Here is a 26,445-nt window from a genome sequence, read left to right as displayed (position 1 = left end):
TGCGTATTCGTGGTAGGCCGTGCGGGATTCGAACCTGCGACCAACGGATTAAAAGTCCGCTGCTCTACCAGCTGAGCTAACGACCCGAAAGAGGCAGCATTATAGGGCGGCCTGCGGGTTTCGGCAAGCGCGAATTTCGTTCGCGAATTTCGTTCCGCACTCATTCCTCGATTTGTTCCGGCACCTCCAGCCAGGCGATGCGGCCGCCGCCGGTCTCGCCCAGGCGCGCCATCAGCGCCACGGCGGCGCTGTCCTGCAGGCTGAAGTCGAAGCGCACCAGGTCGGCGTGCCGCACCTGGTCCAGGCGCGCCTCGGCCAGCTCGATCTCGCGCCGCATCAGTCCTTCCAGCGCGTACGGCACCTCGCAGCGCAGCGCGCGCAGCTTGACGATGGCGATCTTCTCGGCGCCCAGCAGCGCCTGTGCCACGCTGTCGGTGTAGGCGCGCACCAGGCCGCCCGCGCCCAGCTTCACGCCGCCGAAGTAGCGCACCACCGTGGCCAGCACGCCTTCCAGGTCCTGGTGGCGCAGCACGTCCAGCATGGGCCGGCCGGCGGTGCCGCTGGGCTCACCGTCGTCGACTGCAGCGGACTGGCCGCCCGCCAGCAGCGACCAGCAAACGTGCGCTGCGCCCGGATGCTGCGCCCATAATTCCGCCACCACCTTTTGCGCCGACGCACGGTCCGCCATCGGCTGCACGCAGGCGATGAAGCGGCTTTTCTTGATGATCAGTTCGTGATGGACTGCGCTGGTAATGGTCTGCGGCATGGCGCGATTGTACAGCCTTGCTATACTCGCCTTCAACTCAACCCTGCGACACGATATGACCAGCATCACCGAAGAACAAGACCTTGGCGACGACGACCTCCTGTGCCAGCAACTGGGTTTGCCCGGAAAGGGCGTGAGCCTGGTGAAGATGGAGGGGCGCGTTTTCCTGCGCATTGCCGGCCAGGTGCAGGCCGAAGGCTTGACCGTGCCATACCAGCTGGTGCCCGCTCAGGGCGTGCTGGCCAAGCCTTCCAAGTGGCGCAAGATGGACCCCGAGGCGCGCAGCGCGCTGCTGCGCGAACGCAGCGGCGACAAGGCAATCGAGGAACTGCACCGGCACGTGACCGGCTTCGTGCACGAGATGGCGGCCGCCGCCGAGGACTACGACCTGGACGCGATGAGCTTCCTGCATACTTTGGCCGACATGCAGACCTCCTCGCTGGCGGGCGAGGTGTTCGACCGTATCCGCCAGCGCCTGGACCACGCCATCGAGCGCCAGACCGAGGAGCGCTACGCCGAGCGCACCAAGCAGAGCATCAACCTGGCCGAGTATCCGGATTCGTTCGAGGTGGCGAGCCGCCTGCCGCGCCGCTTCATCGCACTGCTGGGTCCCACCAATTCCGGCAAGACCCACCGCGCGATTGAGGCGCTGGCCAAGGCGCCAAGCGGCATCTACCTGGCGCCGCTGCGGCTGCTGGCGCTGGAGAACTACGAGCGCCTGCAGGCATTCAAACAGCACGGCAAGCCGCTGGCGGTAAGCCTGGTGACGGGCGAGGAGCGCCGGCTGGCGGAAGGCGCCACGCACGTGGCGAGCACGGTGGAGATGCTCGACACCCGCACCCCGGTCGATGTTGCGGTGATCGACGAGATCCAGATGCTGGCGGACCGCGACCGCGGCGCCGCCTGGACGGCCGCCGTGTGCGGCGCGCCGGCGCGCACCGTCTACCTGGTGGGCGCGCCCGAAGCGCGGCGCGCCATCGAGGCGCTGGCCGAGCGGCTGGAGTGTCCGCTGGAGGTGCACGTGCTGAAGCGCAAGGCGCCGCTGTCGATGGAGCATACCTCGGTGCGCAAGGTGCGCAACCTGCGCAAGGGCGACGCGGTGATCGCGTTCTCGCGCCGCGAAGTGCTGATGTGGCGCGACATGGTGACCGAAGCCGGCTTGTCGGTGGCCACCGTGTACGGCAACCTGTCGCCTGAGGTACGGCGTGCGCAGGCGCAGCGCTTCCGCGAAGGCCAGGCCGACGTGGTGGTGGGCACGGACGCGATTGCGATGGGCCTGAACATGCCGATCTCGCGCATCGTCATGACCACCAGCGTGAAGTACAACGGCTACGAGGAAGAGGAAATCTCGGCCGCGCTGGCGCGCCAGATCGCCGGCCGCGCGGGTCGCTTCGGCCTCCACGAGGAAGGCCTGGTGGCCGGCTTCGACGACGACACGCACCAGGTGATGCGCGCGCTGCTGAAGGAGAAGCTGGCGCCGCTCAACACCAGCGGCTTCTCGGTGGCGCCGACGCTGGAGCATCTGCACCGCATTGCCTCGGTCACCAGCGAGACCTCGCTGTCCAAGCTGCTCAAGCGCTTCGTGCACAACATCGACGTGCCGGACGGTTTTTTCTATCCCCGTATCACGGAAGACCAGACCATCCGCGCCGAGTGGCTGGACAGCCTGCCGCTGTCGGTGGCGGACAAGTTCACGCTGTCGCTGGTGCCGGTGTCGAGCAAGGTGATGACCCTGCAGCGGGCCTGGGAGCACTGGGCCATGTCGCTCTCGCGCGGCAAGGCCACGCGCCTGAAGGCGGACGACTATGCGCTGTCCTACCTGTCGCTGCAGGAGGTGGAGGACACCTGCCGCCTGTATTCCGCCTATGCCTGGCTGGGCTACCGGCGGCCGGAATTCTTCCCCGATATCGAACTGGCGCAGGAATTGTCGCGCCACGCCTCAGAGCGCGTCGACTCGATCCTGCAGGAGCAGAACGCCGTCAACCGCAAGCGCAATCCGAAGCGCTTCCGCTGATCAGGGACGTTCCAGCGTCACGCTCATCAGGCCGACCACGCTGTCGTTGCTGAGCGTGCGCACGGTCAGGCTGCGCAAGGTCCGGTTCGGGTCGAGGGCGATCGCCAGCGCGGTGGCTGCGCCGCCCGGCACAGCCTGGCCGCTGCTTTGAAGGCGCACCGTTCCGGTCTTCAGGTCCACGCGCGGCGGCACGGGCTGCGGGCGGCTGAACTGGTAGTCGTCGATGAAATAGTCCTGCTCGATGGGCCACCAGTTGACCGGGTTGTGCAGCGCCAGGCGCGCCGTGCCGCCGTCCGCGTAGCGCACCACCACTTCGCCGTTGTCGATGCGGCTTTGCATGAAGTTGGTGGAGCCTGCCATCAGCAGCCAAGCCTGGCGTGCCTTGCCCTCGAGCGGGATCTCGACCGCCTTGGGGTAGTTGTCCCATTGCGAGGTGAAGACGATGTTGCGCGCGTCCGCCGTTCCCGGCGTGGCGAAAGTGACGCCGTTGGGCATGGACAGCTTGCCGCCGTTGGCCGCCGCCGTGGCGCGCAGTCCGCTGTCGTCGATTTCCGCCGTCGCGTTGACGTGCCCGGCCCAAGCGCCTATGCCTTGCGCGGGCAGCGACAACGAGACAAAGGGCGAGCGCGGCGACTGGTATTTGCCGGGCCTGAAGATGTCCGTTACCCGCTCGTTGAAGTAGGGCGCGAGCGGGATGGCCTCGAGCGTCGCGCCGGTCTTGTCGATGCTCCAGTCGCTTGCAAGCGGCTGCGCGGACGCTGCAGCGGCTGCAGGAGCGGCCGGTGCCGGGAGACTGGCGGCAGCCGTTTCGGCCGCGACAGGCTCCCCGGCCCATTCGATCACGATGGCGGTGTCGCGCGTCATCGCCGCCTGGATCAGCAGCGCTGGCTGGCCGACGGCGGCGCGGTCCGCTTGCCAATTGGCGGGTGCGCCGTTGACGGTGATGCGCTGCACGCGCCGGTAGGCTTTCGGTATGCGCAGCGTAAGCTGCCTGAAGCGCAACACGCGCTGCGAGGAGTGCGCCGATGCAGGCTGCGCAGGCTGGGATATGCTCCAGCGCTCCGTCCTGCCGCTGCGCGCAAAGTCCAGTCCCAGGTCCGGATGCGCCAGGCGTGCGCGCTGCCAGGCCGCAGGGAAGCCGGGGCGCACGGTCAAGGTTCCCGCCAGCGCGTCCGGCGCCACGCCGAACAGCCCTTCCACGATGGCGCGCGACATCACGCCCGCGCCGTCGGCGAAGTCGCGCTGGGATTCGCGGCGGTAGGCGTCCAGGTAGTTCATGCTGCCCACGTTGCCGGGCGAGATGCCCATGTACATGCTGGCCAGCAGCGCGCCCTTCGCCAGCACGAAGGCATCCTCGGCGCGGCCGGCCTGCCACAGCGCCAGGGCAGTGTGCAGGTTTTCACCCATGACCACGTTGTTGATGGACCAGGAGTAGGGCATCCAGTTGGTGGTGGGCAGCACGTGGTAGGCCGCGTCGGCCGGCACGCCGGGGCCGCTGACGGGAATGGGCTTCAGGTGCCGCTTCAGTGCGGACGCCATGCGCCACGCCTCCTGCGGCGTGGGCACGCCGGAGTCGATGGTGTGATAGAAGGTCCACAGGCCGTAGCTGGGGTGCAGCAGCTGCCCGCCCAGCAGGTCTTTGTACTCGGCGAATGCACCCGGCTCGGGCATCCATAAATAAGTACGCATGGCTTGCGCGATCAGCTCCGCCTCGCGCTGGTAGGGTTGGGCGTCCTTGCCGAGCAGGCGGGCGATGCGCGCCGCGCTGCGGTTGGCGTAGACGTTGTAGGCCGACGCGTGGCTGGCGCCGCCGCCGTTGTAATACAAGTCGTCGCTGGCCCAGATGTTGGCGTAGGCTTCATACAGCGGCAGCTTGCCGGGGCCGAACTCGCGCCGGAACAGGCGCCGTTCCCATGCCAGGTGACGCTCGATCACCGGCCAGGCGCTGCGTGCATATTCCAGGTCGCCGGTCCACAGCAGATGCCGGAACAGCGCGTCCATGAAGACCATGTTCATGTCGTAGTGCGAGTTGGACAGGTCGCCGTTGGAGTGCAGTCCGGCTTCATTGCGCGCCAGGTGAGTGGCGCTGTCGGCGGGCGGCAGCGCGGCGGGAATGGGCTGGGTGTTCTGGCGCGGGGTCCACGCGTCCAGGTTCTGGCGTGCCCGGGCGTGCCAGCCCAGCGCGTCCAGCGCATACGGGCCACGCCAGCCCAGCAGCCTGGTGCGCCAGGCGATGGCGCCGTGCATGATGGCCTGGTCGGCCTCGTCCCACAATGCATCGGCGGCCACGCCGAGCGCGCCCATGGCCGCGTTCAGGTAGGGATCCGGGGTGTCGATGCTGACGGCGCGGCGCACCGCGTCGAAGTGTTGCCGCGTGTCGTCAAACAGTGCGGGCAACTGCTCCCGGGTATACATGGGTGCCAGCGGAACAGCCTTGCGGACGCGCGCTGCCGGCTTGCCGGCGGTGACGGCCTTGTATTGGTCCAGATCTTGCGCCGGGGCGCCGCCCGGAAGGCGCTGCAGCGACAGCAGCAGCGGGGCGCCGTTCTGCAGCGCCACGCGGCCGACCACGATGGGGGACGTTGCCGCTGGGGGCGCTTCGTCGCCGGCACCGCCGAGCAGTGCGGGCAGGGCATTCCAGTTGGCGCCGTCGGCAATGCGCAGCGTGCTGCCTTGCGGCGCCACGCCGGCAATGGCGGCCACGCGGCCGTCCACCGTAAAGCCTTCCGTTTCCAGCTTGATTCGGTTGCCGCTGGCGTAGGCGGGCTTGAACTGGAAGTACTCGCTGATGGCTACCTTTTCGGTGCCTATGTCGCCATCGCGCACGCCGCGCGCGCCATTCACGCCGCCATACGCCCACGCCAGTTCGGCGCCGGCTGGCATTCCCTGCGCCTCGGTTCGGACGATGAGGCCTTCCGTGCGCGCGTACGCCAGCACCACCACGCTCAGCACAGCGTTTGCGCCGAACACCGGGTCGCGGATTTCATAGCGCAGTTCACCCGGCCGGTAGCGCGTGGTAATGGAAGCCGCCTGGTGCAGCCAGACCGCGCCCGCCGGTGTACGCACGGCCAGGCGCAGGTTGCCGCCCCGGCCGGGCAGGTAGAGCAGGAATTCGGGCTTGTCGCCGCCGTCGGCGCGGAAGGCGGTGTTGCCGCCGTAGAGCGGGCGGTTGAAAAACTCGGCGCCATTGTCGATGACGAAGTCCTGCCCGTCCGGCCGGTAGCGCAAGGCTTGCTGGACCTGTCCTTCCAGGTTGGGCCGCAGCCCGGCGGTGGCGGAGGGCGCGGCGCCGGCGGCGGTGGCGGCGGCCTGCGCCAGCAGGGCGGCGGCCAAGGCGTGGCGGGCAAAGCTGTTCATCAAGTCCCCAGCAGTCAGTATCGAGAGATGATAGCGGTAGCGGCCATGCCTGTGCCTGCAGGGCGGATCATCTTTGTGATTGTTCTCGCCAAAGGCCTGCGCCACAAACCAGGCCCGGATTCGTGCAGTTCATCCCCGCGAAACCACCGTCCATCCTACTCCGCGTTGTGCCGGCAGCGCCGATTGCCTACAGTGCTATCAACCGGCCACACATATGACTGATGGCTGGCCCTGGCAGTTTTCCGAATCGAACAAATACTATGGATGGGGCAGATCATGAAAAAAATTATTCTGGCAGTGATGCTGGGCGTGGCGTCGCTGGCTGCTGTTGCGCAAACCAATCAGGCCGAAGAGTCGGTGCAGGTGCCGGGGCGCGCGCTCAAGATCGAGCTGCCGGCGATGCCGCTGCACATGGACCGCGACCAGAACGGCGCGTTCCGTGGCAGCTACTCGCTGTCCAATGGCCAGGTGCTGCACTTGCGCCAGTATGGCTCCGGTCCCGCGCTGTACGCAGAAATTGACGAGCAGGGCCCGCGCAAGCTGGTGGCCGCTTCGCCCAGCTCCTTCGTGGCACAGGACCGCTCGCTGAAGATTACGCTGGACATGAAACCGGACGGCGATGCCGGCGGCGAGGTGCTGATGAAAGTGCCCGCGCAGCGCATGGCGGACGGCAGCATGAGCCAGTCGCGGGTGGTGTCGGCAACGGTACGCTAAGCGCAAGGCGGCGCCGCCGCGTGCTTCGTCGCGCACGCCGCTGCGCACTGCGTGGCGCACGATTGAGCATGTTTGCGTACGATTCATGCGCCTGTCATTTTACGTCCCTAGAATCCGCCCATTGTTAATTTCTCAAGGGGCGGAATATGAAGTATGTACAGGGCTTGATGGTTGTTTGCGCCGCCGGCGCGCTGAGCGCTTGCGGCAGCGGCGACGGGTTTTCCTTGCCCACGCTGGACGGCAAGCCGGCGCTGGTGGTGGCGCATCGCGGCGCAGGCGGCACGCTGCCCGAGGAAACCGTGGAGGCGTACGCGCGGGCTATCGAGCAGGGCGCGGACGCCATCGAGCCGGACGTCATTTCCACCAAGGACGGCGTGCTGATCGCGCGCCACGACCCCAACCTGGCCTTCAGCACCGACGTGGCGCAGCATCCCGAATTCGCTTCCCGCAAGCGCAAGCTGAGCGTGGACGGCGAACTGCAGGAAGGCTGGTTCGCCAGCGACTTCACGCTGGCCGAGATCAAGACCCTGGGCGGCATCTCGACCGATGCCGAGCGGCCGCAGGAATTCAACGGCAAGTTCAAGATTGCGACCATCCAGGAAGTGGTGGACATGATCAAGAAGAGCGGCCGCAATATCGCGCTGTACGCGGAAACCAAGAACCCCACCTTCCACCGCCAGCAAGGCGTGCCGCTGGAAGACAGGCTGCTGGCGCTGCTGGCCGCCGCCGGCTGGAACGACAGGAGCGCGCCGGTGTTCCTGCAGAGCTTTGAGCCAGGCAGCCTGAAATACATGCGCGGCAAGGGTTCCACCGTGAAGATGGTGCAGCTGATCGATGCCGACGATGTGGACCTGAAAACCGGTGCGCTGACCTTTGCCGCGCCATACGACCGCCCGTACGACTGGGCCCAGGCGGGCGACAAGCGCCTGTTCAGCGCCATGGTGACGCCGGCCGGCCTGGCCGAGATCAAGACCTACGCCGACGGCATCGGCCCCTGGAAGCGCTACATCGTCAGCGTGAAAGGCACCGTGGGCGCGGACGGCAAGGTCGCGGATGTGAACGGCGACGGCAAGGTCAACGAAGCGGACACCACCTCGCAGCCGGCCAGCACCCTGGTGGCGGACGCGCATAAGGCCGGCCTGTTCGTCCATCCCTACACCTTCCGCAACGAAGCACGCCGCCTGGCCGCCGACTACAAGGGCGATCCCAAGGCCGAATTGAAGCAGTTCTATGCGCTGGGCGTGGACGGCGTGTTCGCCGACTTTGCCGACACCGCACTGGCTGCGCGCGCCGAGTACCTGAAGCAAGTGGGCTACTAAGCCGGCCGTTGAGCCGGCCGGCCAGCTAAGTGCCGAGTTGTCACGGGCCGGGCTGTGGCGGCGCCAGCCCGTAGTTGCGGTAGATGCGGGCTAGCGAGCCGTCCTTGGCCATGGTGTCGTACGCCTGGCGCCACGCGGCCTGCTCGCTGTCGCCGAAGCCCGGGCCGCCGGCCAGCCACATGTCGGCCGATTCCACCAGCATGCCGACCTGGAAGCTGGCCGGATTGCGGCCGGTGGCGCGGATCTTCTCCATGTTGATGACGTTGCCGCCGTAGAGCGCATCGACCACGCCGCGTTCCAGCAGGCGCAGCATGTCCTCCACTTTGGTGGCCTGCACGATTTGACCTTCAGAGAATTGGCGGTTCAGCAGCTGGGCCAGGTTGGGCGAGCCGCGCAGCACCACGATGCGCAGCTTGCGCGCCTGCTCGAGCGACGTCACCGGCGTCTCGCCGTGGCGGTTGATGAAAACGAAGTGCTGGGTGTCTAGCTTCATCAGCCAGGTGAAATTGGGCTCGCGCTCGGGCGTGCGGGTCAGCGGCAAGATGGCGGTGTGCGGCGTGTGCGTGGTGAGCGCGATGGCGCGCGCCCAGGGATAGAAGCCGACCTTGACCGGGCTGCCGGCGCGCCGCAATACCTGCTCGACCACTTCCACGTGCAAGCCCGGGCGCTGCGGCTGGCCTTCGATGGCGTAAGGCGGCAAGTCGCCGGTAACGATTTGCAGCGGGGCGGCCGGCTCCGAAGCGGTGGCTTGCGCGCACAGCATCATCATGGCCAGCATAGCCTGGCGGCGTGTAACCCAGCGCATCTCCGTTCCTTGGTAGCCAATCCGTTTTTCATTTTACCTGCAGCCGCTTGCCAATTGTGCTCAGGAATGCTTTTTTGTCTAGGACGCTACGGTACGGTATGATGTTGCCCAATCTACAAAGGAGTGGGTTTGCGTTACTATCTGGCCTTATTTGTCCTGCTGGCATGGCTGCACCTTCCTGTGCCAAGCCAGGCGGCGGCGCCGTCCTTGCTGCTTGCCGCGCCCGAAAAGTCGCTCAGCCAGTACCGCCTGGACGGCTGGCAGATCGAGCAGGGCCTGCCTCAGAACGCGGTGGCGGCGCTGCTGCACACCAGCGATGGCTATCTGTGGGTGGGCACGCTGGGCGGGCTGGCGCGCTTCGACGGCCACCGGTTCACCACTTTCGATGCTTCCGAATTTGCCGATATCGCGTCCCAGCCGGTGCTGGGGCTGATGCAGGACGCGCAGAAGAACCTGTGGATAGGCCACAACAAGGGCGCAGCCATCTACCGCGACGGCAAGTTCCGCACCGTGTACGCCGCCGGACCGCTGGGCGACCAGCGCGTGTGGGGCTTTGCGCAGGCGCCGGACGGCGCGGTGTGGGCCGCCACCAACAACGGCTTGCTGCGCTGGCACAAGGGAGTCACCCGCCACTATCGCCAGGCCGACGGCCTGCCCACCGACCGCCTGCGCGCGCTGGCGTTCGACCGCGACGGCGTGTTGTGGATCGCCAGTTCGGGCGGTGGCCTGGTGAGTCTCAAGGACGGCCGCTTCCACGTGCTCAACCTGGACAACGGTTTCCCCCATTTGCAGGTGCGTTCGGTGCTGGCCGATCCGGACGGCGGCGTGTGGGCGGCCACGGCCGGCGGCGGCCTGGCCCGCGTGAACGGCGGCCAGGTCAAGGTCTACACCGTGGCCGACGGCTTGCCGACCGACCAGCTGACCACGCTGACCCGCGACCGCAACGGCTCGCTATGGATCGGCACCTGGGGCAACGGCGTGGTGCGCATGGCGAACGGGCGCTTCAGCGCCATCGGCACCGCCGGCGGCCTGGCGGGCGACCATATCTGGTCCATCCATACCGACCACGAGGGCAGCGTCTGGCTCGGCACCTGGGTTAGCGGGCTGGTGCGGCTGCGCGAGCGCGCCTTCGGCGTGCTGGGCGTGCCGGAAGGGCTGTCGCACGACAACGTGCGTTCGGTGCTGCACGCGCGCAACGGCGTGACCTGGGTGGCCACTGCCGGCGGCGGCCTGAATCGCATCGACGGCGGCGCCATTACCGTGCTGGGCAAGAAGGACGGCCTGCCCAGCGAGGAAATTTCCAGCCTGATGGAGGACCGCGACGGCGCGCTGTGGGTTGGCAGCTACACCGGTGGCGCGGCCCGCCTGCGGCAGGGCAAGATTACGCTGTTTGGCACGGAACAGGGCTTGCCCAGTTCCGAAGTGCGGGTGTTGTACCAGGACCGCCAGGGCACGGTCTGGGCCGGCACCCAGTCCGGCATCGCCCGGCTGGACGGCGGCGCCTTCACGCCGATGCGCGCGCCCGGCGCGCCGTCCGGCGGCGTGTCCTCCATCCTGCAGGACAAGCGCGGCACACTGTGGTTCGGCACCACCGGCGAGGGCCTGGCGCGCTACCGCGACGGCGCCTTCAAGGCCATGACCGCCGCGGACGGCCTGCTGTCGAACTGGATCATGGCGCTGTACGAAGACGCCGACGGCACCTTGTGGATAGGCAGCAACGGCGACGGCTTGAACCGTCTTCACGGCCGCAGCCTGAGCAGCATCCGCACTGCGGACGGACTGTGGGACGGCACCTGCCTGAGCATCCAGGAGGACCGCGACGGCTACCTGTGGGTGACCGGCAACCGCGGCTTCTACCGCGTGGCGCGCAGGGAGCTCGATGCGTTCGCCGAGGGGCGGCTGGCCAGGGTTGCTTCCAGCGGTTTCGGTCCGGGTGACTCGATGCGCAGCACCACCTTCGCGGGCGGGCTGCAGCCGACCGGGGCGATGGACGCCGACGGCAACCTGCTGCTGCCGTCGGCCAAGGGCCTGGTGCTGGCCGATCCGCGCCGCCTGCCCGACACCGACCAGCCCCCTTCCGTGCGGCTGGAGCGCGTGTCGGTAAACGGCAGCATCCGCTCCACGCCGGTGCAGGAAGCGCTGACGCTGCCGCCCGGCCAGGCCACCCTGGCCATCCAGTACAGCGCCAACACGCTGCTGAACGCCGAGCGGGCGCGCTTCCGCTATCAGATGGAAGGGCTGGCGCGGGGCTGGATCGATGCCGGTCCCAACCGGGAAGTATCGTTCCCGGCGCTGCCGCATGGCAGCTACCGCTTCCGCGTGGCCGCCACCATCGACGGCAAGCGCTGGAGCGATGCGGGCCCGGTGCTGGCCGTCACGGTGCAGCCGTTTTTCTACGAGACTTACTGGTTCGCCGCGCTGATGCTGACCGCGATGGCGGCCGGGCTGTATGCGCTGTTCCGCCTGCGCGTGCGGCATTTGCGCATCCGCCACGTCGAGATGGAGCGCCTGGTGGCGCAGAAGACGGAGGCACTGAAGCAGGCCAACGAGCACTTGTCGCGCCTGTCCTTCGTCGACGCGCTGACCGGGTTGGCCAACCGGCGCCGCTTCGACGAGGTGCTGCGCGAGGAATGGAGCCGCGCCAGCCGTGGCAAGGCAGCGCTGGCGCTGGTGATGGCCGACATCGACGGTTTCAAGGCGTATAACGATGCGCTGGGCCACCAGGAAGGCGACCGCTGCCTGGCCGCCGTGGCCAGCGTGTTCCTCGGCCACGCGCGGCGCGCCGGCGACCTGGCGGCGCGCTATGGCGGGGAAGAATTCGTGCTGCTGATCGCCGCGACCGGGCGCGACGCCGCGCTGCTGATCGCCGAGGAACTGCGCAGCGCCTGTGAAGCGCTGGCGATCGCGCATCCGGCCCTGGAAAGCGGTCCGGTGGTCACGCTCAGCCTGGGCGTGGCGGCGTGCAGTCCGGCCGAGGGCGGCTCTATCGACCTGCTGGTGCAGCAGGCCGACGAGGCCCTGTACCGCGCCAAGCGCGAGGGCCGCAACCGGGTGTGCTGCCAGGCGCCAGGAAACTCGGCTTAGAAGCCGCCGCTGGCCGTCACCGCCTCGGGGGCGAACAAGCCGATCAGCGCCAGCACCCAGATCACCACGCCCGCCACGCACCAGGCGATGTTGGCGCCGGTCAGCGTGTCGTTGCTGCTGCCGGTAGGATCGCCGCAGCGCGCATTGATCTGGTTCTGCACGGGCAGGAAGCACAGGCCCAGCGGGATCAGCGTCAGCAGCGAGAGCCAGTCGGTGTAGGGCGAACCGATGTGGCGGCTCGACAGGCGGCTCATCGCGTTGCTCACGATGATGAGCCCGACCATGGTCCAGGCGCTGGCGTTGTTGTTCCATTCGCCCGGCGCATCTTCCTGCTTGTGTTGCTTCACATGGCGGAACAGCGCGTGCAGGAAGAACACGCTGAAGATGGCGCGCGGCACCGGCCACAGGCTCTCGCCGCTGGCCTGGCGGTACAGCGCCCAGTTCTTGTACAGCCAGAACACCTGGTAGATGCTGAGCGTGGCGAAGAACAGGATCAGGAATTTGCGCGGCGAGACCACGTAGAAAGGCACGCCGGCCATGCTGCCGGCGCCGGGGGCCAGTTCGGCTTTCGGCGGTGCGTAGACGTTGTCGTTCATAATAGTTGCCCATAAAAAAGGTTGATAGTGCGGCGATGGTAGCGTCTTCGTAAAACCCCAATACTATTCAATTGTCACTGAGGTATGATTGTTTCCACCAACATTCGCCGAGAAAACGATCATGCCGACTTCCCTGTTGCTTGCGAAGAATGACCAGCTGGAACTGTCTATGCTGTCCAGCCTGGTGAACCGCCATGGCTGCATCACCGGCGCCACCGGTACCGGCAAGACGGTCACGCTGCAAAGGATCGCACAGTCGCTGTCCGACATCGGCGTGCCGGTGTTCATGGCGGACGTCAAGGGCGACCTGTCCGGCATCGCCAAGGCCGGTGCGCTGAGCGAGAAGATGGGCAAGCGGCTGGAGGCGCTGCAGGTGGCGCCCCCGCAATGGGCCGGCTGCCCGGTGACGTTCTGGGACGTGTTCGGCCAGCAGGGCCACCCGGTGCGCGCCACCGTGTCCGACCTGGGGCCGCTGCTGCTGGCGCGCATGCTGAACCTGAACGATACGCAGGAAGGCGTGCTGCAGCTGGTGTTCCGCATTGCCGACGACAATGGCCTGCTGCTGCTCGACACCAAGGATTTGCGCGCCATGCTGCAGCACGTGGGCGACAACGCGGCCGACTATAAGACCAGCTACGGCAACATCAGCGCGGCCAGCATCGGCGCCATCCAGCGCGGCCTGATCGCCATCGAGGAGCAGGGCGGCGACCAGTTCTTCGGCGAACCCATGCTCAATATCGACGACCTGCTGCAGACCGATGCCAGCGGCAAGGGCGTGGTCAACATCCTGTGCGCCGACAAGCTGATGAACGCGCCGCGCCTGTATGCGGTGTTCCTGCTGTGGATGCTGTCCGAGCTGTTCGAGAACCTGCCCGAAGTGGGCGACGTGGACAAGCCCAAGCTGGTGTTCTTCTTCGATGAAGCGCATTTGCTGTTTGCCGAGGCGCCCAAGGCGCTGCTGCAAAAGATCGAACAGGTGGTGCGGCTGATCCGCTCCAAGGGCGTGGGCGTGTTCTTCATTACGCAAAATCCGCTCGACATCCCGGACACGGTGCTGGGCCAGCTGGGCAACCGCGTGCAGCACGCGCTGCGCGCCTACACGCCGCGCGACCAGAAGGCGGTCAAGGCCGCCGCCGAAACCTTCCGCCCCAATCCCGCGCTGGACGTGGCACAGGTGATCACCGAACTGGGCGTGGGCGAGGCGCTGGTGTCCTTCCTGGACGAGAAGGGCACGCCGCAAGTGGTGCAGCGCGCCTTCATCCTGCCGCCGGCCAGCCAGCTCGGTCCCATCGATGCGGCCGAACGCAAGACTGCCATGGATGGCTCGGTGGTGGCCGGCGTGTACGAAAAGGCGGTGGACCGCGAATCGGCCTACGAGAAGCTGAACAGCCGCCTGGCCACCAGTGCACGCCAGGCCGACGCGCGCGCGCCCGCCCAAGCGCAGCAGCAGGGCCGGCGCGACGCCCCCGCGCCTGTGCCGGGCGGCGGCGCTGCCGATGCTCCGGCCGAAGCGGGCTCGATTTTTGGCGACGTGCTCGGCGGCCTGTTCGGCGGCAGCGGCAAAGGCGCCGGCAAGCGCGACACGGCGGTGCAGGCCATGGTCAAATCGGCCGCGCGCAGCATCGGTTCGCAGGTCGGCCGCGAAATCATCCGTGGCGTACTGGGCTCCATCCTGAAGAAGCGCTGACGGTCATTTGTACAGAAATTCCGCAGTCTGCCTAGACTGGTTTATTCGGGAGGAGGCGTGCATACTCGGCGCTTCCATCCGATGTCCATGCAGAAGCCACGATGATTTCCGACGCCACCCTGAGCCGCGAACAGCTTGAGCAGCACCTGGCGCAATCGATCCGCCATTTCTCCAACTGCGATTTCAGCGGCGCCGACCTGTCGCGCCTGGACCTGCAATCGTGCACCTTCGAGCGCTGCGCCTTCAGCGAGGCGGTGCTGTACGCCTGCAAGCTGTCGCACTCCAAATGGCTGCGCTGCCGCGCCGGCGAAGCGGACTTCGAGGCGGCCGACGTGGTCGACGCGCAGTTCCAGGGCTGCGACCTGAACAACACCAAGTGGCGCCGGGCCAAGCTGGCCTCGGCCAGTTATCGCGGCTGCAAGCTCACCGGCGCCTCGTTTGAAGAAGTCTCGCACCTCGGCGCCGCCTTCGAGGACTGCCTGCTGGTGGGCGCCGACCTGCGCGGCTTCTCCTTCCGCAAGGCGGAGCTGAAGAACCTGGATTTCTCGGACGCCGACTTGTCCGGCTGCGATTTCAGGGACGCCGTGTTCGAAGGCGGCAGCCTGCGCGACGCCATCCTCAAGCTGGCCAAGTTCGACAACGCCGACCTGCGCAGCGCCGAGATCGGCGGCCTGAAACTGACCGACGCCAAGATGTTCCGTGGCGCGGTGATCTCCCACGCGCAGGCGGCCAGCGTGCTCAGGGAAATGGGGCTGGTAGTGATGTAGGCGGGGGAAGGTAGTCCGCTTAACGCAGCCGGCTCAGTGGCGTCAGCGCGCCTTCAGCCACAGGCCGAATTCCTTCACCGCGGCGATGACCGGCTTCAGGCGCATGCCGTCCTCGGTCAGCTGGTACTCCACTTTGGGCGGGACGGTGGGGTAGACGGTGCGCTTCACCAGGCCGGCGTCCTCCAGCGCGCGCAGGTCCAGCGTCAGCATGCGCTGCGAGATGCCCGGCACGTCGCGCCGCAGTTCGTTGAAGCGCCGGGGGCCGTCGACCAGGTAGGACGCGAGCAGCAGCCGCCAGCGCCCGCCCAGCAGGTGCATCGCCTCTTCCACCGAACATCCGCTGACATTTTTCTTCATGGCGCCATGTTAGCACGAAGGTATACTTTTTGTACCTACACCACAAATTGGTGCCTTCTTACTTTTTTATACCGGATCTCTATAATCGGCTGACCGATGAAACAGGAGATCCGCTTTGAAACTGTATTACATTCCGGCCAGCTGCTCGCTGGCCCCGCATATCGTGGCCCATGAGCTGGGACTGGACCTGGCCTTGGTAAAGGTCGACCACCGCACGCACCGCACGGAGCTGGGCGGCGACTATCGCGGCACGAATCCGCTGGGATACGTCCCGGCGCTGGAGCTGGACGACGGCCAGGTGTTCCGCGAAGGCGCGGTCGTGCTGCAGTATCTGGCGGACTTGAAGCCCGAAGCGGGGCTGGCCCCTGCGCACGGCACCATGGAGCGCTACCGGCTGCAGGAGTGGCTGAATTTCCTGTCCGCCGAAGTTCATAAGGGTTTCATTCCGCTGCTGTACGCTGGCCTGGCCGGCAACTATGTGGAGACCGCCAGGCCCAAGCTGGCGCAGCGCTACGCCTGGATCGACGCACAGCTGGCGGGCCGCGATTTTCTGATGGGGGCGCAGTTCACTGTGGCCGATGCCTATCTGTTCGCGCTGACAGGCTGGGGCCAGGCCGCCTGGCTTACCTCCTACTACAAGGCCGGCATTCATTTTGACGGCCTGGGCAATCTGGCCGCATGGTATGAACGGCTGCGCGCACGGCCTTCGGTGCGGCTGGCGCTGGAGCGCGAAGGCCTGGCATAGGGCTGCGTCCGCAGGCTCAGTGCGCGTGCTCGCTGGCGCCTTTCTTCGGCGGCACGGTGAAGCTGACCGTCTGGCTGCCGAGGATCTTGTGGCTGGGGTCCGCGATCTCCAGCAGCACCTTGTGCGGGCCGGGAGTCAGGCCGACCAGGATCAGCGGATCGGCGCTGGTATGGGCCCAGGTGCCTTTCCAGTCGTCGACCGTGACGTGCAGGTGGCCGAGGTGGGGCGACACGGCCACGGCTTCCTTGCCGAACACCGGCAGGATGCGCAGGTTCTCGGTGCGGTGCTGGATGATGACCACGCCGCGCGCCAGCGTGTCCGGCAGCGGCGCGTAGGCGATCAGCTTGGGCGCAGGCTCCGATTCGAGGGGGATCACGGCTGCCGGGCGGCCGGTGTCGGCGCCGCCTGGCGCTGCGGATGCGGCGCCGGTTTGTGCGCTGGCTGCTGCGCTGAATGCGATGGCTGCGGCGGCGAGCGCCAGGCGCTTGGCGAAGGTGGACATGGCGCTTCCTTTCAGGTGAGGGGATGCATCCTATTAGACACCCGGGATGTATCGCCTGCGTGTCAATTTTGCGCCGGCACGGGCAAGGATTGTGTCTGCTCGCCTTGGGATACAAAGCGATACATGCGCGTGGATGGTCAGCGCTGCTTGATGTAGTCGACGAAGGCGCGCAGCGGCGCCGGCACCAGGCGGCGGCCCGGGTAGTAGAGGAAGGGGCCGGAGAACGCCGGCCACCACGGCTCGAGCAGCGGCTCCAGTTCGCCGCTTGCCATGCGCGGGCGCAGCCATTCTTCAAACAGGTAGACGATGCCGCTGCCGGCAACGGCGGCCGCCACCACCAGCTCCGCCGCACCGGAGCGCTCCACCAGCAGCGGGCCGCTGACGTCGATTTTCAGCGCTTCGCCGGCGCGCTCGAATGCCCATGGCTGCGCGGAACGGCCGCCGAAACGCATGCGCAGGCAATCGTGCTCCAGTAGCTGGCTGGGGTGATCCGGGCGTCCGCGCCGCGCGAGATAGGCGGGGGCGGCCGCAGCGGCGAAGCGCTGCGCGCGCGGGCCGATGGGCACCGCGATCATGTCCTGCTCCAGGCGTTCGTCGTAGCGGATGCCGGCGTCGCAGCCGGCGGCCAGTACGTCGACCAGGCTTTCCTCGGCGATGATTTCCAGCTGGATGTCCGGATAGGCGGCCAGGAAGCCCGGCACGATGGATGGCAGCACCAGCCGCGTCGCGCTGATCGGGACATTGAGTCTGAGCTTGCCTGCCGGGCGGCCGCGGAAGTCGTTCACCGCGTCGAGCGCCGATTCGACTTCAGTGAGTGCCGGGCCGAGGCGCTCCAGCAGGCGCAGGCCCGCTTCGGTGGGCGCCACACTGCGGGTGGTGCGGTTCAGCAGCCGCACGCCCAGTTGCGCTTCCAGCCGCCGCACCGCCTCGCTCAGGCCGGACGCGCTGACGCCGCTGCTCCGCGCGCTGTCGCGGAAGCCCTTGGCGCGCGCCACGGCGATGAAAGCACTCAGGTCACCCAGGTCGATCTTCATTGTGCGAAATTTTGTACAGGTTGTACTAATTATATAGACTTATCGAACGGCATAGCCGTGCCTACACTGGAGCCTTCATCAACAAGGAGGTGCAGCATGACTCAGCCATACACTACGTTCCAGCTCGGCAGCCTGGCAGTCCAACGCGTCGGCTATGGGGCGATGCAGTTGGCCGGCCCCGGCGTATATGGTCCGCCGGCGGACAAGGCGGGGGCGCTGGCGGTGTTGCGCGCGGCGCTTGACTCCGGCGTGAACCACATCGACACCAGCGATTTCTACGGTCCCCAGGTGACCAACCAGCTGATCCGCGAAGCCTTGCATCCCTACCGCGCCGGCCTCGTCATCACCACCAAGGTCGGCGCACGCCGGGGCGCGGACGCCTCCTGGCTGCCGGCGTCGTCGCCCGCCGAGCTGGAGCAAGCGGTGCACGACAATCTGCGCAACCTGGGGCTTGACGTGCTGGACGTGGTCAACCTGCGGGTGATGATCGATCCCATGCAGCCGGCCGAAGGGCCGATCGGGGAACAGCTGGCGGTGCTGGCCGGCTTGCAGCAAAAAGGCCTGGTGCGGCACATAGGCCTGAGCAACGTGACTGCGGCGCAGGTGGCGGAAGGGCGGCGCATCTGCGAGATCGTCTGCGTGCAGAACCACTACAACCTGGCGCACCGTGCCGATGACGCCCTGATCGGCGAGCTGGCGCGCGACGGCATAGCCTACGTGCCGTTCTTCCCGCTGGGCGGCTTCTCGCCGCTGCAGTCGGCCACCCTGTCCGATGTCGCCGCGCGCCTGCACGCGTCGCCCAACCAGGTCGCGCTGGCCTGGCTGCTGCGCCGTTCACCCAATATCCTGCTGATTCCGGGTACCAAGTCCCTCATCCACCTGCAGGAAAACCTGGCCGCCGGCGCGCTGCTTCTGCCGGACGATGCAGCCGCGGAACTGGATGGCATGGGCGCGCGGCAGTAAGCCCGGCGGGGCGCTAGGGACGCGCTATGGCCGCCTGGTGGCCAGCGACTGCCAGCCGGCCTTGGGCGACATGTCGGCCAGGTTCCAGTCGCCGGCGACGAAGGCCTTGCGCGTGGGCGCGTAATTGGGATAGCCGGACGACTGCGCTTCGCTGTCGACGATATGGCCCCGGCCTTCGGCCACGTCGGACAGGATCTTGAAGTCGACCGCGTCGCGCTGCCACGGGCGCATGCCGGCGCTGGCGTAGATCGCGCTTTCCAGCCCGTTCGCCGGCAGCGGCGCCAGGCCTGCCGGGAGGTAGGGCTGGCCGGTTGTCAGGATCTTGGCCGTATCGGCGGTGTAGCGGCCCGTCATCGGCAGCGGCTCGCCGTTGGCGTCCACGGCGATGTTGTCCTGCATGAACAGGCTGACGTCGCCCACGCCACCCAGGCTGAACAGCGGCACCTTGGCACCGGTGTCCGGCCCGCCGCGCAGCACATTGCCGATGATGGTGACGGCGCCGGTGCGCGGCGCGCGTTCGCCCCACTCGTGCGCGATCAGGTTGTAGTGCACCGCGCGCTTGCCGGGATTGTGGATCAGGTTGTTGACGAAGGCGACCTTGGCGCCGCCCTTCACCAGCGGGTTGCGTTCCACATTGGAGGTGTACAGGTTGCCGTACAGGAGTATCTGTTCGGCGTTGTCGTGGATCAGCGTGCCTTTTGAATGCTCGCCTTTGGCGTGCGTGGAGTCGCGCAATCCTTCGGCGATGATGTTGTGGCTGTAGGTGACGCGGCGCGAAGTGTGGTTTGGCCAGTCGTCCGGCCCATTGCCGTTGAAGCGCGGGCCGGAGGCGGACAGGTTTTCGTCGGTGGCCCAGCTGAAACTGCAATGGTCGACGATAAGGTTGCTGGCGCCGCTGGCCGACAGGCCGTCGGCTTCCCAGCCGCCTTTTTTCGGCTTGCCGTTTTCGCCGGGGCGCACGGCGATGTGCTGCACGATCACGTCGTTGGTGGACACCGACAGGCCGCCGCGTATCAGCGTGATGCCGGGATGGGGCGCGGTCTGGCCGGCCACCGTCACATAGGGCTTGTTGATGCGCAGGGTCGCGCCTTGCAGGTCGATCACCCCGCCTACTTCGAACACGATGATGCGGGCGCCGTCGGTGGCCAGCGCGGCGGCCAGCGAGCCTTCGCCGCCGGCGTTCAGGTTGCTGACGCGGACGATGGCGCCGCCGGCGCCGCCCCTGGTGTCGACGGCCCAGCCGCGCACGTCGATGGCGGCGCGGTCCATGGCCGGAGCCGGGGTGGCGGCGGCGACAGGCAGGGCATACAGGCAGCAGGCTGCGACGAGGACGGCCAGGGTGCGGGCAACGCGGGCAACAGGCAGCTTCATGGATATGAGGTTCAAGGCAGGGCGCGATAGACGAGGTTGCTGAAACGGACTTTACCTTTGCCGGACGCATAGATGGCCGGACGCAAGCTCATGAAGCCGTAGGCGACGTTGTGGTTATAGCCGGACACTTCCATCTGCACCCCGTACTTGTGCCAGGTCTTGCCCTGGTCGATGCTGGTGTGGATGGTCATGATGTGGCGGTCGTTGGTGACGCGCATGCGTAGCTTGTTGGCCATGCCGGCCGGCTTCTCGCCGCGCGGCTGGTCCATGCCGTAGCGGTGCAGGATGAAGGCGCCCTTATTGACGCCGACGCCGGCGTACAGCTTGTCGTTGTAGAACAGCAGGGCGCCGGCTTGTGCGCCTTCGTCGAAGTCGATGTCCACCTCGAACTGGTAGGCCTGGTCGCCAGCCAGGAAAGTGAGCGGCGAGCTGTTGGCGGGCGAGCTGCCTTTCGCTTCCAGCTCCAGTACGCCGTCGCGGTAGCGCACGCGCTGGTTCTCGTCGATGCCGCCACGGAAGAAGCTCCATTGCAGGCCGAATTTGTTGGTCGAGAAATCGTCCGACAGGGCCATGCCATGCGGTACCGCGCTGCCGCCGGCAGGTTTGGGGATGGGCTTGCCGGCGTCGTGTTCGGAGGCCTTGAACCAGCCGTCTTCGGTCCACACGATGGGCGCCAGCAGGGCCTGGCGGCCGAGGGCGTGGAAGCCGTTCTCGTAGCCGTGGTACATCATGTACCAGCCCGATTTGCCCGGCCCTTCGACCAGCGTGGCATGGCCTTTGGACCACCATTTCTCGGCCGCCGATTCGGTGCGGATAATGGGGTTGTAGGGCGAGTTCTCCCAAGGCCCATGGATCGATTTCGAGCGCGCCGACACCACCATGTGGCCGGTGGGCGGGCCGGCGGTGCCGCCCAGGGCCAGTGTCATGTAGTAGTAGTCGCCGTGGCGCGTCATCTTCGGACCTTCCTGCGCGTAGCCTTCGACGTCCCAGTGCTCTGGGTATTTCCAGCCGTCGTAGACGTGCTGCATGGGGCCGACTATCTTCAGGCCGTCATCGGACAGCTGCACGCGGTCGCCGTGCGACAGGAACAGGTAGCGCTTGCCGTCCTCGCCGACGATGTGGCCGGGGTCGATGCGTGTATTGCCCAGCGCGACCGGTTCGGACCAGGGGCCGCGTATATCGTCGGCGTGGACCACGTAGATGTTGTTATTGCCGGGCAGCTTGGCTGGGATGTACAGGTAGTAGCGGCCCTTGTGCTTGGTCAGTTCCGGCGCCCACACGCTGCCTATGTACTTCTTCAGCGCGCTGCCGATCGGCTCCCAGTTGACCAGGTCGCGCGAATGCCAGATGGTCAGGCCGGGATAGGCCTCGAACGACGAGAAGGTCATGTAGTAGTCGTCGCCGTCCTTGAGCACGCTCGGGTCGGGATGGTCGCCGGCCATGATGGGGTTCAGGTAAGTGCCGTTGCCCAGGTCGGCCTTGCGCTGCTGTTCGATGCCCCGGGCCCAGTCCTGGCAGTGGCGCAGGAAGGGATTGCCCAGCTCCTTGGTGCAGGTTGCTGCGCCTTGCGCTGCGGCGAATGATACGGCGGGGGCCGACAAGGCCAGGAGGACGGCTGCTAAACGCATATGCTTGATTCCATGTGGATGTTCGTGAAAATGCCGGGACGGCCCGGGCTGGCGGTGTGCCCGGTGCGCGGGGGCGCCTATTGCTCCATGACAGAGGCGGCCATCAGCACACCCATATAGCCGTGCGCATGGTGCTTGCCTTGCGCTACCGGCACGCTGACCGGGCGGATCGCCATGTAGGCTTCGTAGTCCTTTTGCACCCCCATGCCGGGCGCGACCGAGTGAATTTGCGGTCCGCCATCCTGGAAGCGGCCAACATTGGTCTGCACCGCGTGCCAACCGCGCTGCGCCACGGCGGCGTAGGCCGGATCGAGCAGTTGCAGGTTGACGCCTTTTTGCAGCGCATACACCATCATGCCGCTGCCGCTGGTTTCCGGGAAATTCCCGGCCCCGGCCGGGACGTCGAGCACGTCGTACCAGAAGCCATCGACGTGCTGGGCGGTCTTGATGCCCTGGGCCAGGTTTTGGAACAGGAACAGCAGCTTGCCGTATTGCGGATGGGCGGGCGGGAGGTATTCGAGAACATCGACCAGCGCCATCGAGTACCAGCCCGACGCGCGCGACCAGAACTGCGAGGAGTTGCCGGTGATCGGGTGCGCCCACGGCTGCTCCTTGCCCCAGTCCCAGCCGTGGTAGGCCAGCTTATGGCGCTGGTCGAAGGAACTGGCGGACACCATCAGGATCTGGCTGGCGGCCAGGTCGAGCAAGGCCGGCTCCTTGGCAACCAGGCCGTAGCGCACCAGGAAGGGGTAGGCCATGTACAAGCCGTCCACCGTCATCACGTTCTTGTAGCGAGGCTCGCTTTTGTGCCAGTAGCCGCCGTGCGGCGTGCGCATGAACGTCGAAGGCTTGGCCGCCGTGCCCAGCATCATGTCGCGCATAGTCTTGGCGGCTTGCAGGTATTTTTTGTCGCCCGTCTCCTCGTATAGGAACAGGCACAGCACGCCTGGATGCATGCCGTCCATGCTGGCGTGCAGCGCCTTGATGCTGCCGTCGCTCTTGATGAACCGATCAGCGAAGGCCTGGATGTACTGGAGGTAGGCCTTGTCGCCCGTACGCCTGTAGATTTTCTCCATACCGTGCAGGACTACGCTGTTCGCGTGGTCCCAGCCATTGTTTCCCATGGCATCGATGGTGGGCGAGTAGCGCTGCATGATGGCGTTCGACACCTCCACCCCGAGCGGCGCCGCAGCATGGGCTGAATATGCAAACAGCAGGCCGAGGAATGCGGAGGAAATCAGGCGGTGCAGGGGCGGGCGGGGCGAGGCAAGTGGCATGGCGCGGTTCCTCCGGATAGGAGTTCGAGTATGCCATAGGGAAAATGTGATTGGCTAGTCCAGTTTTGCATTTGGTCAGGCCAAATGATCGTTTGACGGAGGCTGGGGAAAAAATCCGGATGTAGCTGATCAGTATAAGCGCGGCGGCCCGCATTCCCACGCGACCGGATCTCAGGATTTGCGCGCCCGGCAGGCAAAATATAGCCCGCTGTCCCGAATCGCCAGCTTGACACCAAACCTACTAGAAGGTAGGCTCTCGTCCATGAACAAACTCTCCACCACTGCAGACGATATTTTGGCCTGCACGCGCAAGCTGATTGTCGCTCGCGGGTATAAGGGCTTCAGCTACGCCGATATCGCCGATGTGGTGGGCATACGCAAGGCCAGCATCCATCACCACTTTCCCAGTAAAGTCGATCTGGCGAAGACGCTCATCAGCCAGTATCGGAAGGAAACGGAAGAGGGAGTCAAGAACCTTGAGCACGGCATCCCGCATCCGCTGGAACAGCTGCGCGCGTATATCCAGTACTGGAAAACGTGCATCGGCGATGCCAGCGCGCCTTTCTGCATCTGCGCCTTGCTGGCCAGCGAACTGCCCGTCCTGCCGGACGAAGTGGCGCTGGAAATCCGCGCGTATTTTCGTTTTCTGTCGGGATGGCTGACTTCCCTGCTTGACCGCGGCGTGCAGCAGGACGTCATCTCGCTGCGCCATGCGCCGCGCGTCGAGGCGGAAGCTTTTATGGCGACAGTGCATGGCGCAATGCTGTCGGCGCGCGCTTACGGTGATGCTGGTATCTTCGGCGCCATCATGGATGCGCAACTGGAGCGCATCTCGGCAAAGGGCTGATTGTCAGATCGGCGCTTTTTTTTACAATAGTGCCTACCAACTGGTAGGTAGATTCTATATTAAAGGAACACTTCAATGGAAAACTCGCATGCAGTGCAGGCTCAAGCTGGCGACGAAAGCTGGCTAACGACGTACTACTTCGCCCGGGCAGCGGTTGCATTTGCCTGGGTGCTTGCTGCCGTCGGCCTGGCAACACACTCGGCCGGCATCGCGGCCTTCCTGCTGGTTGTCTATCCCCTTTGGGACGCGCTGGCCAACCTGATGGACGGCATGCGCAGTGGCGGCCTCGCCCGCAACCGTACCCAGCTTGCCAACGTCGCGGTCAGCCTGGCGGTGGCCGCCGCAGTTTGGTTTGCGCTGCCGAACATGAATCATGTGCTTGGCGTGTTCGGCATGTGGGCCATCTTGTCGGGACTGCTGCAACTGGGCACGGCGCTGCGGCGCTGGAAACTGTTCGGCGCGCAATGGGCGATGGTGCTCAGCGGCGCGCAGTCGGCGCTTGCCGGCGCTTTCTTCATTTACCAGGCGCAGACCTCCACCGTGCCGTCCATCGCCACCGTCACCGGCTATGCGGGATTCGGCGCGTTCTACTTCCTGGTTTCTGCACTGTCGTTGAAACTCGCGGCCCGGCGCCGGAAGGGCTAGTCACAGGGGACTGTGTTTCCGTTCGTGATAAATTGTGCAAGAAATGCCGCGCGAACCGGGAGAACAGCATGACCGCCGACGAGATCATCGAACAGCTCAAGCCGCTTGGCCGCGATTCCTACAAGAACGTACTGCTCAAGCACGGCGTGCAGGAGCCGCTGCTGGGCGTCAAGATCGAGGACTTGAAGGTCTTTCAGAAGAAAATCAAAAAAGACTACCAGCTGGCGCTGGACCTGTATGACAGCGGCATCTACGACGCCCGCTACCTGGCCGGCCTGGTCGCGGACGACCGCGCCATGAGCCGCGCCGACCTGCAGCACTGGGCCGACACCTCCAGCTGCCTGGCCACCAGTGAATACACGGTGGCGTGGGTGGCGAGCGAAAGCTTGCACGGGCGCGAGCTGGCGTTGGCGTGGATTGTATCCAAGGAGGAAAAAATCGCCACAGCCGGCTGGGCCACCCTGAGCGGGCTGGTGGCCATCACCGACGACGGCAAGCTGGATCTGGAAGAGCTCAGGCATTTACTGATGCGCGTGCAGGAGACCATACACCGGCAGCCGAACCGGGTGCGGTATGTGATGAATGGCTTTGTAATTGCGGTGGGCAGCTACGTGGCGCCGCTGAGCGCGCTGGCCGAGCAGGTGGGCAGGGCACTCGGCACCGTCACCGTGGAAATGGGCGATACCGCGTGCAAGGTGCCGTCGGCGCCGGAGTACATCGACAACGTCCGGCAGCGCGGCGCTCTGGGCAAGAAGCGCAAGACCATCAAGTGCTGAGCCAGGGCTAACCTCTCTCGGGCTGCGGCTGGCCTTCAATCCGGAAGCGCCTGAAGAATTTGCATCTTCGGCTCACGCCGCGTGGATCGGAAAAGAAGGGAAGGGCCAATTCCCGCTCGCCGAGCAGCACCATGCGCCAGGTGATGCCGCCGATGAAGCGAAACGTCAGCGTATTCGGCGGCTGCAGGTTCAGTTCGGCAAAGGTGCCGGTGGCATACATCCCACCGAGCACGGCAGCATCGACCAATGTCATATCGGCGTCGAACATATAAATGCGCAGCATGTCTTCGAAGGGGATGTCGTCGGTGAAGAACGCGATGCGGCAGCCTCGCCACTCCACTGCCGCCTCCAGCACCGCGCCGTCCACGATCAGCCCGGCCGGTTTGCCGTCCAGAAGCAGTTCGGAAGTCGCCAACTTCTTATCCGTGTAGGGCGACGCCAGCCGTGCCGTGAATTCGGCGGTCGAGAGTAGTCTCACGAGTTTTCCCTACCATATAAAGCCAGCGCCGAAGGCCGCCAGTGCGCCCCCGGCAAATGCGCCGATTGTCACACATACCGGAGCGCCCTGGCCGCACGCCAAGCCAGCGAGAGCGCCAGCCGCTACGCTTCCGCCGATTCCCGCAGTGGTGGTGAGCACCTCCCGCTTGACCGCAGTGGACGTGTTGCGAGCGGTGAGAACGTTGTACGTCGATAGTGCTAATGACAGCAAAATGACGCTACTGCCCAGGTATGACAAGCGCTGAACATTGCGTGTGACCGTGGGTTGAGACCTGCCGGCCGCAGCCACAATTTCGGCAAATGCGCGGTTTTGCTTTGACGGGGTAAGCTGGGTGAAGGCAGTATTGTCCGACATGACCTTTATCTCGCGCGCGTAAATTCGGCGGGCGGTGGAATCAATTTCCAGGTGCATCCCTACACGGGCTGCGCTCGCCTCTAGTGATTTGATCGCGTTTTCGAATGCGTCGTCGGACCGCTGCATGGTAGGCTCCTGTCAAAGGTGTCTGGCGAGAGTACTGCGCTGCAGGCTGAGGGTATTTGAAGCAGCGCAAAATTTTTGACGGGGGCGGTCTACTCGAATCAAGAGCATCAGAGAGCGACCAGAAACAAAAAAGCCCACGAACCGAAATTCGTGGGCTTCCTTGATAATTCTTGGTAGGCCGTGCGGGATTCGAACCTGCGACCAACGGATTA

General features: G+C 65.9%; 24 protein-coding genes and 1 tRNA gene. 11 read left to right on the top strand and 14 right to left on the bottom strand.

The annotated features are described in order from the left end of the window. Window positions 1–10: 10 nt before the first annotated feature. Window positions 11–86: transfer RNA gene (locus tag AC6H42_RS27820), tRNA-Lys, on the bottom strand. A 74-nt stretch (window positions 87–160) separates the two neighbouring features. Further along, entirely contained in the window at window positions 161–766 is a 606-nt protein-coding gene (locus tag AC6H42_RS27815; RefSeq protein ID WP_057155304.1) for an IMPACT family protein, read from the bottom strand. Between the two features lie 55 nt (window positions 767–821). Between AC6H42_RS27815 and AC6H42_RS27810 the strand changes: the two genes are divergently transcribed. Beyond that, complete coding sequence (locus AC6H42_RS27810) at window positions 822–2,780, top strand: helicase-related protein (protein ID WP_057155305.1); 1,959 nt, start codon at window positions 822–824, stop codon at window positions 2,778–2,780. On the opposite strand, the gene AC6H42_RS27805 is transcribed toward AC6H42_RS27810, so the two are convergent. Beyond that, a complete protein-coding gene (locus AC6H42_RS27805; protein ID WP_497549434.1) occupies window positions 2,781–6,137 on the bottom strand; it encodes a DUF4450 domain-containing protein in 3,357 nt (1,118 codons plus the stop codon). Window positions 6,138–6,413: 276 nt separating this feature from the next. Between AC6H42_RS27805 and AC6H42_RS27800 the strand changes: the two genes are divergently transcribed. Together AC6H42_RS27800 and AC6H42_RS27795 are read left to right on the top strand one after the other, a co-directional pair. After that, the gene (locus AC6H42_RS27800; protein WP_497549433.1) at window positions 6,414–6,851 is read left to right on the top strand and encodes a hypothetical protein; all 438 of its coding nucleotides are present in this window, start codon (window positions 6,414–6,416) and stop codon (window positions 6,849–6,851) included. A gap of 146 nt (window positions 6,852–6,997) precedes the next feature. Then, the gene (locus AC6H42_RS27795) at window positions 6,998–8,170 is read left to right on the top strand and encodes a glycerophosphodiester phosphodiesterase family protein (RefSeq protein ID WP_057155308.1); all 1,173 of its coding nucleotides are present in this window, start codon (window positions 6,998–7,000) and stop codon (window positions 8,168–8,170) included. 40 nt (window positions 8,171–8,210) lie between these two features. Here the strand turns inward: AC6H42_RS27795 and AC6H42_RS27790 are convergent, their stop codons facing one another. Continuing rightward, window positions 8,211–8,975: a substrate-binding periplasmic protein gene (locus AC6H42_RS27790; RefSeq protein WP_497549432.1), complete on the bottom strand. Its 765-nt coding sequence runs from the start codon at window positions 8,973–8,975 to the stop codon at window positions 8,211–8,213. 129 nt (window positions 8,976–9,104) lie between these two features. Here AC6H42_RS27790 and AC6H42_RS27785 point away from each other — a divergent pair, with 129 nt between their 5' ends. Beyond that, window positions 9,105–12,059, top strand: a complete 2,955-nt coding sequence (locus AC6H42_RS27785; RefSeq protein ID WP_497549431.1) for a ligand-binding sensor domain-containing diguanylate cyclase — start codon at window positions 9,105–9,107, stop codon at window positions 12,057–12,059. Here the strand turns inward: AC6H42_RS27785 and AC6H42_RS27780 are convergent. Beyond that, entirely contained in the window at window positions 12,056–12,655 is a 600-nt protein-coding gene (locus AC6H42_RS27780) for a hypothetical protein (protein WP_497549430.1), read from the bottom strand. The two genes, AC6H42_RS27785 and AC6H42_RS27780, sit on opposite strands and share 4 nt — an antisense overlap. A 121-nt stretch (window positions 12,656–12,776) precedes the next feature. On the opposite strand from AC6H42_RS27780, the gene AC6H42_RS27775 reads away from it, so the two are divergent. Both AC6H42_RS27775 and AC6H42_RS27770 read left to right on the top strand, forming a co-directional pair. Next, window positions 12,777–14,342 carry a helicase HerA-like C-terminal domain-containing protein gene (locus AC6H42_RS27775; protein WP_057155312.1) on the top strand — a complete coding sequence of 522 codons (1,566 nt, stop codon included), beginning with the start codon at window positions 12,777–12,779 and terminating at the stop codon, window positions 14,340–14,342. Window positions 14,343–14,443: 101 nt separating this feature from the next. Further along, window positions 14,444–15,109: a pentapeptide repeat-containing protein gene (locus AC6H42_RS27770; RefSeq protein WP_057155313.1), complete on the top strand. Its 666-nt coding sequence runs from the start codon at window positions 14,444–14,446 to the stop codon at window positions 15,107–15,109. Between the two features lie 42 nt (window positions 15,110–15,151). On the opposite strand, the gene AC6H42_RS27765 is transcribed toward AC6H42_RS27770, so the two are convergent. Then, window positions 15,152–15,466 carry a winged helix-turn-helix transcriptional regulator gene (locus AC6H42_RS27765; protein ID WP_057155314.1) on the bottom strand — a complete coding sequence of 105 codons (315 nt, stop codon included), beginning with the start codon at window positions 15,464–15,466 and terminating at the stop codon, window positions 15,152–15,154. A 115-nt stretch (window positions 15,467–15,581) separates the two neighbouring features. Between AC6H42_RS27765 and gstA the strand changes: the two genes are divergently transcribed. Further along, a complete protein-coding gene (gene gstA / locus AC6H42_RS27760; protein ID WP_497549429.1) occupies window positions 15,582–16,211 on the top strand; it encodes a glutathione transferase GstA in 630 nt (209 codons plus the stop codon). Between the two features lie 16 nt (window positions 16,212–16,227). Here gstA and AC6H42_RS27755 read toward each other — a convergent pair whose 3' ends face one another. Both AC6H42_RS27755 and AC6H42_RS27750 read right to left on the bottom strand, forming a co-directional pair. Next, window positions 16,228–16,713 carry a DUF6130 family protein gene (locus tag AC6H42_RS27755; RefSeq protein WP_497549428.1) on the bottom strand — a complete coding sequence of 162 codons (486 nt, stop codon included), beginning with the start codon at window positions 16,711–16,713 and terminating at the stop codon, window positions 16,228–16,230. 137 nt (window positions 16,714–16,850) lie between these two features. Further along, window positions 16,851–17,747 (bottom strand): LysR family transcriptional regulator, encoded by an 897-nt coding sequence (locus AC6H42_RS27750; protein ID WP_057155316.1) that lies wholly within the window; start codon window positions 17,745–17,747, stop codon window positions 16,851–16,853. A 96-nt stretch (window positions 17,748–17,843) separates the two neighbouring features. Between AC6H42_RS27750 and AC6H42_RS27745 the strand changes: the two genes are divergently transcribed. Further along, window positions 17,844–18,710, top strand: coding sequence for an aldo/keto reductase family oxidoreductase (locus AC6H42_RS27745; RefSeq protein ID WP_057155317.1), 867 nt, complete (start codon window positions 17,844–17,846; stop codon window positions 18,708–18,710). Between the two features lie 24 nt (window positions 18,711–18,734). Here AC6H42_RS27745 and AC6H42_RS27740 read toward each other — a convergent pair whose 3' ends face one another. The 3 genes from AC6H42_RS27740 to AC6H42_RS27730 form a co-directional block, all read right to left on the bottom strand. Next, window positions 18,735–20,081: a pectate lyase family protein gene (locus AC6H42_RS27740; RefSeq protein ID WP_057155318.1), complete on the bottom strand. Its 1,347-nt coding sequence runs from the start codon at window positions 20,079–20,081 to the stop codon at window positions 18,735–18,737. Between the two features lie 11 nt (window positions 20,082–20,092). After that, complete coding sequence (locus AC6H42_RS27735; RefSeq protein WP_497549427.1) at window positions 20,093–21,709, bottom strand: family 43 glycosylhydrolase; 1,617 nt, start codon at window positions 21,707–21,709, stop codon at window positions 20,093–20,095. A 77-nt stretch (window positions 21,710–21,786) separates the two neighbouring features. Next, on the bottom strand, window positions 21,787–22,986 hold the full coding sequence (locus AC6H42_RS27730; protein ID WP_200953962.1) for a glycoside hydrolase family 88/105 protein: 1,200 nt from the start codon (window positions 22,984–22,986) through the stop codon (window positions 21,787–21,789). A gap of 262 nt (window positions 22,987–23,248) precedes the next feature. Here AC6H42_RS27730 and AC6H42_RS27725 point away from each other — a divergent pair, with 262 nt between their 5' ends. From AC6H42_RS27725 to AC6H42_RS27715, 3 genes are all read left to right on the top strand, one after another. Beyond that, entirely contained in the window at window positions 23,249–23,833 is a 585-nt protein-coding gene (locus AC6H42_RS27725) for a TetR/AcrR family transcriptional regulator (RefSeq protein ID WP_497549426.1), read from the top strand. Window positions 23,834–23,908: 75 nt separating this feature from the next. Then, a complete protein-coding gene (locus AC6H42_RS27720; protein WP_497549425.1) occupies window positions 23,909–24,478 on the top strand; it encodes a DUF308 domain-containing protein in 570 nt (189 codons plus the stop codon). Window positions 24,479–24,546: 68 nt separating this feature from the next. Further along, window positions 24,547–25,254: a DNA alkylation repair protein gene (locus AC6H42_RS27715; protein WP_057155321.1), complete on the top strand. Its 708-nt coding sequence runs from the start codon at window positions 24,547–24,549 to the stop codon at window positions 25,252–25,254. A 7-nt stretch (window positions 25,255–25,261) separates the two neighbouring features. Here the strand turns inward: AC6H42_RS27715 and AC6H42_RS27710 are convergent, their stop codons facing one another. The 3 genes from AC6H42_RS27710 to AC6H42_RS27700 all read right to left on the bottom strand — a co-directional run. Next, window positions 25,262–25,732 carry a hypothetical protein gene (locus tag AC6H42_RS27710; RefSeq protein WP_157200922.1) on the bottom strand — a complete coding sequence of 157 codons (471 nt, stop codon included), beginning with the start codon at window positions 25,730–25,732 and terminating at the stop codon, window positions 25,262–25,264. A gap of 9 nt (window positions 25,733–25,741) precedes the next feature. Continuing rightward, window positions 25,742–26,233, bottom strand: coding sequence for a hypothetical protein (locus tag AC6H42_RS27705; RefSeq protein WP_497549424.1), 492 nt, complete (start codon window positions 26,231–26,233; stop codon window positions 25,742–25,744). A 12-nt stretch (window positions 26,234–26,245) separates the two neighbouring features. Then, window positions 26,246–26,445 (bottom strand): hypothetical protein (locus AC6H42_RS27700; protein WP_497549423.1); only part of this gene is annotated, 200 nt, incomplete at its 5' end.

This window comes from Massilia sp. NBRC 108631 (assembly GCF_059704565.1).
The sequence above is the reverse complement of the archived record's forward strand: the minus strand, read 5'-3'. Positions and strand labels throughout refer to the sequence as shown.

Excerpts from the sequence above, each read along its gene's own strand:
- AC6H42_RS27815 (WP_057155304.1), bottom strand. The coding sequence starts at position 766 with ATGCCGCAGACCATTACCAGCGCAGTCCATCACGAACTGATCATCAAG.
- AC6H42_RS27810 (WP_057155305.1), top strand. The coding sequence starts at position 822 with ATGACCAGCATCACCGAAGAACAAGACCTTGGCGACGACGACCTCCTG.
- AC6H42_RS27805 (WP_497549434.1), bottom strand. The coding sequence starts at position 6,137 with ATGAACAGCTTTGCCCGCCACGCCTTGGCCGCCGCCCTGCTGGCGCAG.
- AC6H42_RS27800 (WP_497549433.1), top strand. The coding sequence starts at position 6,414 with ATGAAAAAAATTATTCTGGCAGTGATGCTGGGCGTGGCGTCGCTGGCT.
- AC6H42_RS27795 (WP_057155308.1), top strand. The coding sequence starts at position 6,998 with ATGAAGTATGTACAGGGCTTGATGGTTGTTTGCGCCGCCGGCGCGCTG.
- AC6H42_RS27790 (WP_497549432.1), bottom strand. The coding sequence starts at position 8,975 with ATGCGCTGGGTTACACGCCGCCAGGCTATGCTGGCCATGATGATGCTG.
- AC6H42_RS27780 (WP_497549430.1), bottom strand. The coding sequence starts at position 12,655 with ATGAACGACAACGTCTACGCACCGCCGAAAGCCGAACTGGCCCCCGGC.
- AC6H42_RS27775 (WP_057155312.1), top strand. The coding sequence starts at position 12,777 with ATGCCGACTTCCCTGTTGCTTGCGAAGAATGACCAGCTGGAACTGTCT.
- AC6H42_RS27770 (WP_057155313.1), top strand. The coding sequence starts at position 14,444 with ATGATTTCCGACGCCACCCTGAGCCGCGAACAGCTTGAGCAGCACCTG.
- AC6H42_RS27765 (WP_057155314.1), bottom strand. The coding sequence starts at position 15,466 with ATGAAGAAAAATGTCAGCGGATGTTCGGTGGAAGAGGCGATGCACCTG.
- AC6H42_RS27755 (WP_497549428.1), bottom strand. The coding sequence starts at position 16,713 with ATGTCCACCTTCGCCAAGCGCCTGGCGCTCGCCGCCGCAGCCATCGCA.
- AC6H42_RS27750 (WP_057155316.1), bottom strand. The coding sequence starts at position 17,747 with ATGAAGATCGACCTGGGTGACCTGAGTGCTTTCATCGCCGTGGCGCGC.
- AC6H42_RS27745 (WP_057155317.1), top strand. The coding sequence starts at position 17,844 with ATGACTCAGCCATACACTACGTTCCAGCTCGGCAGCCTGGCAGTCCAA.
- AC6H42_RS27740 (WP_057155318.1), bottom strand. The coding sequence starts at position 20,081 with ATGAAGCTGCCTGTTGCCCGCGTTGCCCGCACCCTGGCCGTCCTCGTC.
- AC6H42_RS27735 (WP_497549427.1), bottom strand. The coding sequence starts at position 21,709 with ATGCGTTTAGCAGCCGTCCTCCTGGCCTTGTCGGCCCCCGCCGTATCA.
- AC6H42_RS27730 (WP_200953962.1), bottom strand. The coding sequence starts at position 22,986 with ATGCCACTTGCCTCGCCCCGCCCGCCCCTGCACCGCCTGATTTCCTCC.
- AC6H42_RS27725 (WP_497549426.1), top strand. The coding sequence starts at position 23,249 with ATGAACAAACTCTCCACCACTGCAGACGATATTTTGGCCTGCACGCGC.
- AC6H42_RS27720 (WP_497549425.1), top strand. The coding sequence starts at position 23,909 with ATGGAAAACTCGCATGCAGTGCAGGCTCAAGCTGGCGACGAAAGCTGG.
- AC6H42_RS27715 (WP_057155321.1), top strand. The coding sequence starts at position 24,547 with ATGACCGCCGACGAGATCATCGAACAGCTCAAGCCGCTTGGCCGCGAT.
- AC6H42_RS27705 (WP_497549424.1), bottom strand. The coding sequence starts at position 26,233 with ATGCAGCGGTCCGACGACGCATTCGAAAACGCGATCAAATCACTAGAG.